Source organism: Hydrocoleum sp. CS-953, from assembly GCF_002260545.1.
Lineage (GTDB): Bacteria > Cyanobacteriota > Cyanobacteriia > Cyanobacteriales > Microcoleaceae > Trichodesmium.
The window spans coordinates 1-7,981 of record NZ_LGSU01001210.1; the positions used below are offsets into that span (position 1 = coordinate 1).

Annotated in this window: 6 protein-coding genes; 2 read left to right on the forward strand and 4 right to left on the reverse strand. The window is 34.9% G+C overall.

What is annotated here, in order from left to right:
- Window positions 1-222 precede the first annotated feature (222 nt).
- The 4 genes from AFK68_RS20080 to AFK68_RS20095 form a co-directional block, all read right to left on the reverse strand.
- On the reverse strand, window positions 223-1,194 hold the full coding sequence (locus tag AFK68_RS20080; RefSeq protein ID WP_094674508.1) for an alpha/beta fold hydrolase: 972 nt from the start codon (window positions 1,192-1,194) through the stop codon (window positions 223-225).
- Window positions 1,195-1,899: 705 nt separating this feature from the next.
- On the reverse strand, window positions 1,900-3,879 hold the full coding sequence (locus AFK68_RS20085; protein WP_094674510.1) for a peroxidase family protein: 1,980 nt from the start codon (window positions 3,877-3,879) through the stop codon (window positions 1,900-1,902).
- A gap of 444 nt (window positions 3,880-4,323) precedes the next feature.
- Window positions 4,324-5,172, reverse strand: coding sequence for a DUF3598 family protein (locus AFK68_RS20090; RefSeq protein WP_094674512.1), 849 nt, complete (start codon window positions 5,170-5,172; stop codon window positions 4,324-4,326).
- 278 nt (window positions 5,173-5,450) lie between these two features.
- Window positions 5,451-5,843 carry a DoxX family protein gene (locus tag AFK68_RS20095; protein WP_094674515.1) on the reverse strand — a complete coding sequence of 131 codons (393 nt, stop codon included), beginning with the start codon at window positions 5,841-5,843 and terminating at the stop codon, window positions 5,451-5,453.
- Window positions 5,844-6,454: 611 nt separating this feature from the next.
- Here AFK68_RS20095 and AFK68_RS20100 point away from each other — a divergent pair.
- Together AFK68_RS20100 and AFK68_RS20105 are read left to right on the forward strand one after the other, a co-directional pair.
- The gene (locus AFK68_RS20100) at window positions 6,455-6,928 is read left to right on the forward strand and encodes a hypothetical protein (RefSeq protein ID WP_094674517.1); all 474 of its coding nucleotides are present in this window, start codon (window positions 6,455-6,457) and stop codon (window positions 6,926-6,928) included.
- 106 nt (window positions 6,929-7,034) lie between these two features.
- On the forward strand, window positions 7,035-7,784 hold the full coding sequence (locus tag AFK68_RS20105) for a hypothetical protein (RefSeq protein ID WP_094674519.1): 750 nt from the start codon (window positions 7,035-7,037) through the stop codon (window positions 7,782-7,784).
- Window positions 7,785-7,981 lie beyond the last annotated feature (197 nt).

Genomic DNA, 7,981 nt, shown 5'->3' on the forward strand with positions numbered 1-7,981 from the left:
GTTTTAGTATTTTTTTAAAATCTTCACCGTTTGGAAACAATTCTCCAAAATCTATAGTTATTTTATCTTCTTTATAGTTTTCATTTGGCTTTCCAAAGCCTCTGGCTTTTTTCATAGCTATTTATCCAATTTAATACAAATTTCACCCTTATTTATACTATACAACAAATTTAATCAAAGAAAAAATTATTCATGATTGGCTGATTGCTGACCGCTAATAGCTTAATGCTTAGGTTTATCTAATACAATTTTGACAGCATCAACAATTATATCAGGTTCATCTATCCAGACAAAATGACTACTTTTATTGGCTTGAAGTTGTACAAAATTTGTTGATAGATTAGATATATCTTTGTGCATTTGCTCCCGTAACTTGTTAGCTGATTTTAGAGGAATTAGAAAACTCCATAAAGAAGGTTTAAAAAAAGAATTAGCTTTGATACTAACTATCGGTATCGAACCAAATTGATTAGCAATACTAACCTGATTTCCACTATGATCTAGATTGAGCATTTCTCGACACATTGTAATCCAGTGTTTCGAACGACAAAAAGAACGTTTGACATAATTTCTAGACTCTTGAGAAAACTCTCGTAATTCAGGTTTAATCAATTCAAAAATTCCCAATTTTCTGAATAGCTGAATAATTCCTAATATTGAGCCGAAAGTAGACATAATAAACCCTGAAATAAAGAATAGTTTTAAAGCTTGTAATTGGATAGGCATTTTCAGCATTCCTGTCTCATGGAGTCCATCTGTGAATACCATTCCTATAACTTTTTCAGGGAAACGATGGGCATACAATCTAACATTATAACTCCCGAAAGAATTTCCTACTAAAATGTAAGGTGGCTTAATCTTTGCTTGAGTGAGTAGGGTATCTAATTCTTCTACCATTTGACTGCTAGTTCGAGGATAGGGACTATGTTCGCTCCATCCACATCCGGCTCGGTCGTAGATACATACTCGCCCAAATTTTGCCAGTTTTTCTACTAGGAAATATCCCTCTATTCCCCCTAAGCTATGCTCTATAATAATTGTGGAATTAGCTTCTCCTAGAGTGTACAAATGTAGATGATAACCGCCGACATCAAATAGTTTTCCTGGAGGTGGTTTTTGATTTTCCAAATAACAGGCGATCGCTTGATAAATTGTTGTAGCAATTATCAGAATTATTCTGATAGATAATGACATTTTTGGTATTCCTATCGATAAAGAATAGTTTCCTTACTCCAAGTAATATTTTAAATTATAGCGTTTCTCAAATTACTACTGAATTCACATTACTGAAAAGTTGAGGTAGAGGAAGTTGAAGGGGAATCGAAAAGCTTGGGTGGTCTATGTATCCCGATGTTGATGAGGAGGATACAACACGGGACTTATAGCCCCCCAAACGCCCCTAATAGTTAAATCAGACCAAAGCAAGATTGTATCCAGGATTTGACATACTCCCGACGTTGCGCTGACGCAACATAACGATGACGAACGCGGGATTCTTCGGTCTGGGAAACCCGGACCGCTGTTTCGTGTGAGGTGATGTCCTCCCCCTGTGTTGATAACAACAAATATCTACTGTAGTGATAATATTTGTAATTGTCAATATAGCAATTCCCATACTCGTGAGGTACAAAATTCCCTAGTTTTAGGGAACACTTAACTGGGAACAGGGAACAGGTATGGAGGGAGTAGGGAATAGTAATTCTGGTTCCGTAAGAATAGATAAAGAAGAAAAATGACTGTACCTCATTAGCTTGGGAAACGCTATATCTATAAATAATAGTAGATAAAATCAGGACGAACCACACACGCGGAGCCCGGCTTTCATCCCGACACTCCCCTCCCCCCTTTCACGCGGGGGGTTAGGGGGGATGGAGAGCGGGGGACTTCCCGCCAGGGAAGTTAAACAACTATGGGATTATTGACTGTAAATGCACTACCCACAATTTGAACATCAGAGTTATCTTCGATAATATTAGCGAGACTAACCTTATCAATATTCTTATCAAGAATGCCTTTAAGTTCCTTGAGATACTGATCGTTTTCAAAATAAAAGCGATCGCCATCCCGTAAATTACTAAATTGCTCGATAATGATGGCACTAATTGTCTCACCAACCACTCCACCATTAACATCCTGTTCGGCTAATCCACCAATCCAAAGATCCACATCATCAATGGAATCATACACCGATGCAAATTTAGCAGCAAGCTCGCTGTCTCCTCCTGTTAATTCATCAAAGTCTGTATAAGGCGATAAACCGATAGCATTACGAAATGTATTAATATCAGCTACACCATTCTCCCGTCCCCGTTGAATATTAAGAGAGGCTAAGTCAAAACCACCAGCCCCAGGACGACCAAACAAGAAGTTACGAACATCATCAATCAGTAAATTATCAACTTCTTGGGCTTGTTGGGATTCTAACCCTTTCAATAAAGAATCAACTCCATCCTCCATAATTTTGCCAGGTTGAAAGAAAGCATCCCGTAGAGCAACCGCTTCATAGCTTCCATCCTCTTCCACTTGTAAGAGTTGAGGAGAAAGCATGGTATGACCAAAGCGGAAAACACCAGTGGAGAATTCAGTGAAAATACCAGGATCGACGGTTTCATCATAACCCGTATACTTATCAAGAACATTCTTTCCTAAGAGGAAGGGTAAAAATTCATTATAGGTAATGGTCTGAATTTCTGCCCCAACTAAACGGCGGGCTGATTCATAGATAAAGTCACCACGACTTAACCCAGACTCTTCAAACAGTTCATTCAGTTTGTTTGCTTTTCTTCCCTTCCCATTGTCTAAAACATCAGCAGTTTTTTGTGCCAAGCGGTTATGTTCTCTAACAAAAAGGGTGTGAACAGAAATTAAGCCTAATTGTTCATTAACACGGATATCCCCGGCAAGAAAGTTACCATCACTATCAGTAGGCAGTAAAATCTCCCCATCAGGACCGATGCTGGTGGCTAGTTTTCCAGTGCCATCATTAGCTCGCAAAGAAAGGGCCGTTGCTTCATCGGAACCATAAACCATAGAACCATCAAGAAACGCTGTAATTTCGTTAATCTGTTCACGGGGGTTTGTGGTTCCGGTGGCAGGATCGAAAATAGAACGAGTTAAGGGTATGGTTTGAGTTCCTGTGCCAAAAGGATCAAAATCTGGATCGCCTGTAGGAACTGGAATAGGAAATGAGTCCCCTGAAGTGTCGGCTTCTGTTAAACTGATGTCATGATCGATAAATTGTCCCCACTGCCAAAACCAGTCAGAAAGTTTAAAGTCGTTGGCAATAGATTGTTCTCCTTGATCGGCGATCGCATTACTGACTTCCCGCGCACTAGGAAGTTCAAGGGGCGTAGTTAGTCCACCACCTCTTGGTTCAGATAATTCATCTTGGTAAGCTTCAGGACCTAAGCGTAATAATTGAGTGTATCGAGTGCCTTTTTCTGTTGCACTACCAAATTCAGGGTTTTGAAGATTATTATTTAAACCATTAATAGTGCGAAAGGTATTTTCGGCAATAACATCATCCCAGAACAAATCATAGGTATTCCCTGAAAAAGTACCATCCCCTGAAGTAACTTGGATATAATAAGTTCCTGCTTTGTCAACAGTAAAATCAATTATTTCATTATCATCTAGAGAATTTGAAGAGGCAATTTCATTTCCTGTTGAATCAAAGAGAAATAAATCAAGATTTCCTTCATTATGGTTAAAGGTTAACTCGACAAAGATATCTAAAGAGCCTTCTGTGGCTTCAATTTCATAAAAGTCATTATCTAAAGCAACTCCCAGCCCATTAATGTTGCTCAGAAGAGTCTGTTCATTCTCTGAAAAATCAAAAGCTTGTTGGATACTATTATTGTTTTCGTAATTATCGTCCATTTTTGCACTTTATAATGTTGATTGGCATCGCCAAAATTACAGCCCAAATTCCATAGAATCAGAATATCTCCCGAAGGGGTATCGGGAACGATTAATGGTACTTAGACATTTGGTAGTGCATCAAGAAAGTGTGGAAATGATTAAGATGACCATTGTCCCTAAAAACTTTCACTGATACTTTCATCGATACTTTTAAGATAATAGTGCTAACAACAAAAATAAATCAGCATCTTTACCGAATCTTCATCAAGTTAAAATATGTAAATATAATATATTAGTTTTTAAAATACTTCTAAATTCTAGATAAAACAAGAAAAGTTTCCATAACTTAACAATACTAAATGGATACAAATTTACGGCGACGGTGTTAAGGATTTATCGTAGAAACCGGGTTTCTTTAAACTATAAAATTATCTTTTCCCTTCTTCCTTATTCCTTCTTCAACTATTTAATTTTCTGCTCTGTAACTAAGGTTGAACTTACCCATTCTCCTTTGTCATTGTAACTACGAATAATTCGTTGACGAAGTTGGGGTTCAATTAACCAACCAATTTCAAAAAATAAAGCTTTTCTCAACTCAATTTTCACAGGTAAAGTAGCAGAAGCACCATCAGGAAGTAACAAGACTTTTACAGGTTGAGAACTTTGGTCAAAGTGTAAAATTGAACCTTCAATTATAGCAGTAGAAGTAAGAGTTTTAGGATTAGTATCACCGAAAGTAATTTGCTGAACTAATCTACCTGTATTATCAATATTTAATTCCATTTTAGTTGGATAAGTATCGGGTTCCCGCAAGTCAGGATACATAGTAATTGCTTCTCCCTGCCATTTTCCTAATAAAGCATCTACAGTCAAAGGAAGATTTTCTGAAGCATCTGTTCCAGCTCTTTTTTCTCGAATTAAAGTTAATTTATCAAAATTGCCATCTTTGTCAAATAATTCGACTAAACGTAGACGACGATTTTTATTAACAAAACCAAACTCAGCACCATTAATTGAAAAAGGTGCTATTTGAATTACTCCTTTAGAAAAAGCACCATTTTCAAAAAATAAAAGGTTTCTACCTAGAGTTTGATATTCACTTACTATTTCATCAACTTTTGACTCAGGAGTTTTGGCAAAAGAGTTAAAGCGACGTAGTGTTAAACGTACTTTTTTATTTGCTTCATCCAGACTTTCTAAAATCAGAATACTAGGTGTATCTTTCAATATTTCTCCCTGAGCAGAAATTTTAGTAAATGAACCGTGCCATTCACCAAGATTTTGTAGAAAATTTTCCCATTGTGTTTTCATATTTTTTAAGTAGTTGTGCTTTGAGAAATTTGCGAGTTGAGAGAGGGAACAGGGAGTTAATAGGATGTTTCAATAATTAGTAATTACCTCTTAATTAAAAAGGAGAGGATTGCTTTATCGGAACTTTTTTTCTTTTTTTATCCCTGAAAGGAGATGCTTAAAACCTGAATTTTTCGGTAATTAATTTTGCTTATGAACTTAGTAGATTTTTGTGATTTTTTATTCTTTTTTTGACTACCCCCCCACTCCGTCTTATTAATGGATAATTAATAAATTCCCTACTCCCTATAAATATTTTTCTCATCAAAACTAATTCTACCTGGACCAAAAGACGCCACCATTAAAAGTCCTCCCATTAATCCAAGATTTTTCATAAAGGCAATTTCTTGAGCAGGATCTATAAAAATATTATGAAAAATCAGATTAGCTGGAATTAAAAATCCTACTAATGCAAGTGCCCCATAACGAGCTTTATAACCAACTAAAACAGATAATCCACCTATTAAAAGAACAATAATTGTTGGAATTAATAACCAACCAGGAACTCCTGAAGATTCCATATATTGTTGAGTACCTGCTCCTCCAAAAATTTTACCAATACCAGATTTAATAAAAACGGCAGAGAGGAATATTCTACCTAAGAGGGAAGTCCACGGCTGTAAATTGTTCATATTGTTCGATCAAAAAAATACAGTTTTCTTCAATCATTTTAATTGATGTTGGTAAATCCTATTGATTTAATAAAAATTTAATCTTCAATCATCCCAGGAAATATTTAATACCATTTCTCAAAAACTTTTCTATATTTAGTTGAGCATGGGAGTGTAGGGACGTTGCATGCAACGTCCGTACCTGAGAAGTAAACATAAGAATAATTAAGGTTAAATTAGCTTAAATTAGCAAAAAGGTGATTTATCCTGTATAAATTACTTAATAGCTGAAGTCTTGCCTAAGTATAGTATTAATGCCTGGGAATTGGTATAACTTAATTGATAATTATAAGTTTACTTAAATCAAAATAGATAACTTTGATTTTTTAGAGGTGTGAGTAGGAATTTGGTAACTATCCTCCCTGGGGGAATAGGTTAGGTGGAATCATAGAATACCAATCTGAAATTCTTATCCCTGTTCATCATTCTTAGTAATTGCTGTTTCCTAATTCCCAGATATTTTCCGCACAATCAGACTGAAGACTACTATATAATAAGTATAAATATAATAGGCCAGAAATTGATGTTAATTACCTGGTCATTAAGTTGAGATTTTTTAGAGCTTTAGTTTTATGAAAAAATTTGCTTTATTTATATCTGTTGCTTCAGTTCTTTTTACTAACAACTTAGCTTTCGCAGGAGAATATGGCGCTAAATGTCTCCATATAGCTAGTGGTAAAATGAGAGGATGTATCGTTTTTGTGTCAACCAGACAAAATAGCTTTGAAATGAATTTTAGGTCTGACAAATATCAAAAGGATAATCTAAGATTTAGAGGTGATAAAATTGTTGAGATTTCCAGTGGGGAACACGCTCAAAAAAGAACAAAAGAAACTATTGGAGCAAGTTTAGTTTTAGGTCCATTGGGAGCATTAGTTGGTTTGGCTAAGGAAAAACGGACTCAATTTGCAATTGAATATACAGATCCTAAGGGCAAAACAAATATCGCTTTGATTGATATTAAGACAAAAGATGGTGTGTCTTTAGGACAAGATTTAGAAAGTTTGACTGGTGTAAAAATTAGGACTACAGAAAATCCTCAATAACAGACATCTCCGAAAAATAAATAAGTTGCGATCAAATAATAAAAAATTTGATTTTAAACTCTCAATAAAGATTTAGGCTAAATTCTGATAAAGAGGAGTGATTATTATGTCTAATGACAAACCAACAGAGGCAAAATTCAAGTTTTTAGATATTGCTGCTAAATTAATATTGATTTATTTAATCCTTAAATTGATAGCTTTTCCCGTTATTAGGACAGGAGTAAATGTCATACAAAGTTTAGTGGAGCAAGAGACAATTTCTACTGATTTTACAATACCTGATTTGACATTCCCTGATATTATTTTACTAATCATTATTTTCTTATTTCAGCCACAAGCAGGGAAAATATTTAAAAGTTTGGACTTATCACCTGGGAGAGTTAAAGCTACATTCAAAAAATTAGAAGATTTAGAAGTTAAAGTAGATAAAACTAAACAGGATATAGACCAATTTCAACAACAGCAAATTGATTTATTAACAAAACAACAAGAAGAAATGGAAAAGTTACAACGGTTTATGTACCGATTACTTCTCGCACCCAAAGAAATTGAAAAACTCAAAGGTCTTAAAGAAAATAGTGAAAGTAATACACCATTCAAATTTTATGTTAGCAAGGATGCGGCTTCAGAGTTGAGGCGTTTAAGAGACTCTAAACTAATTAAAATAAAGTCTCCATATCGCTACGTCGCCGATTTAGAAAAGGTGAGTAATTATGGTAAGACAGAACAAGATTTTATAGACTTAACTGAATACTGTAAAATCACTGAAGTAGGGGAAGAATTTTTAACTAAGTTAGAAGAATTAACTAATAAAAAGGACCTAGATACTTCTTCAATAGATATCTCTATCAAATAAACTTGCCCTTTATTTAGCATAAGCTAGAGTTGTTAGTTGTAACTTGCAAAATCATTTATCGTACCTTTTTTATCAAAATATCTCCCCTGTGGGATGTTGCTTACTCTGGCCAAAAATCCATATCTTTATTCAGAGATGTCTAATAACGAATTCGGAATTCAGAAGTTAAATTCTTACTTTATTATTTTGATAAAACT

Coding starts and splice junctions, on each gene's coding strand:
- AFK68_RS20095 (WP_094674515.1), bottom strand. CDS start 5,843: ATGAACAATTTACAGCCGTGGACTTCCCTCTTAGGTAGAATATTCCTC.
- AFK68_RS20100 (WP_094674517.1), top strand. CDS start 6,455: ATGAAAAAATTTGCTTTATTTATATCTGTTGCTTCAGTTCTTTTTACT.
- AFK68_RS20085 (WP_094674510.1), bottom strand. CDS start 3,879: ATGGACGATAATTACGAAAACAATAATAGTATCCAACAAGCTTTTGAT.
- AFK68_RS20080 (WP_094674508.1), bottom strand. CDS start 1,194: ATGTCATTATCTATCAGAATAATTCTGATAATTGCTACAACAATTTAT.
- AFK68_RS20105 (WP_094674519.1), top strand. CDS start 7,035: ATGTCTAATGACAAACCAACAGAGGCAAAATTCAAGTTTTTAGATATT.
- AFK68_RS20090 (WP_094674512.1), bottom strand. CDS start 5,172: ATGAAAACACAATGGGAAAATTTTCTACAAAATCTTGGTGAATGGCAC.